Origin of the sequence: Streptomyces silaceus (genome assembly GCF_001419745.1) — a bacterium.
Taxonomy (GTDB): domain Bacteria; phylum Actinomycetota; class Actinomycetes; order Streptomycetales; family Streptomycetaceae; genus Streptomyces; species Streptomyces silaceus.
In genome coordinates, this window is sequence record NZ_LIRJ01000721.1 from 1 (window position 1) to 1,226 (window position 1,226).

1 protein-coding gene is annotated in these 1,226 nt (G+C 79.1%); it reads right to left on the reverse strand.

The features are described 5' to 3' along the window. Positions 1–1,226, reverse strand: a 1,226-nt coding sequence (locus AOK22_RS39010) for a condensation domain-containing protein (protein ID WP_244165296.1), incomplete at both ends; no start/stop codon positions are given.

Genomic DNA, 1,226 nt, shown 5'->3' on the forward strand with positions numbered 1-1,226 from the left:
GCGGCCGGGCCCGGCCGCGCGGGGGCGGCGGGGGTCCGCTCCAGTGCGGCGGCGAGCGCGGCGACGGTGGGCGACTCGAAGAGCTGGGCCGCCGTCACGGGCCGTGCGTCGGTGGTGAGACGGGCCGCGACCCGCACCGCGCGCAGCGAGTTGCCGCCGAGCGCGAAGAAGTCGTCGTCCCTGCCGATGGCGGGGCCGCCCTGGGGCCCGGCCCCGGATCTCGCGAGGACGTCGCGCCAGACGGCGGCGATCTCCCGCTCCAGTGGGGTGGCCGGTCCGCCGCCGCCCACGGCCGGCGCGGTGGGCGCCGGGAGCGCGATCCGGTCGCCGTCGTCCGCGCGGCGCGGCGGCGCGGTGGCGACGAGCCGCGACAGCGGGGTGTCGGGCGCGGCGGCCGCGGCCTCCAGGGCCTCGGGCAGCGCGGCGGCGAGCCAGGTGACGAAGCGTTCCTCCAAGCTGTCGGCGCGGTACTCGAAGGTGAGGGTGAGGCCTTCCGGGGCGCCGCCGGGGCCCGTCGCGTCCGTGACGTCGACGAGCAGTTCGAAGCGGGCCGAGCCGGTGCGGACGATCTCGACGCCGGTGTCGGCGCCGGGCAGGTCCACGTCGGCGCGGGCGTTGTTCTGCAGGGCGAGGACGACGTCGGTGAAGGGCTGTCTGCCGCGTGCCCGTACGGGACCCAGCTCGCCGACCACGTGCTCGAACGGCACGTCCTGGTGGGCGAAGGCACCGAGGTCGGTGTCGCGGACCCGGGCGAGGAGCTGCCGCGCGGTCGGGTCGCCGGAGACGTCGGTGCGCAGCACGAGCATGTTCACGAAGAACCCGACGACGTCCTTGACGCCCCCGTCGGCCGCGCGCCCGGCGATCGGGGCGCCGACGGCGAGGTCCGCGCCCGCGCCGGCCCCGGCGAGGGCGGCGGCCAGCGCGGCGTGCAGGGCCATGAAGAGGGTCGCGCCCTGGGCGCGGGCGGCGTCGACGATCCGGGCGTGGGCGGCGGCGTCGAGCCGGCGTACGACCGTGGCGGCGCCGGGGCCCGGGACGGCGGGCCGGTCCGTGCGCCGGGGCAGCAGCGGCCCGCCGGGCGCGAGACCGGCCAACCGCTCCTTCCAGTAGGCGACTTGGCGGGACACGAGCGAGCCGGGATCGGCGGGCGAACCGAGCCGCTCGGCCTGCCGGCGGGCGTGCTCGGCGTAGGGCACGGGCAGGGGCGCGAGCACGGGGGCGGGCAG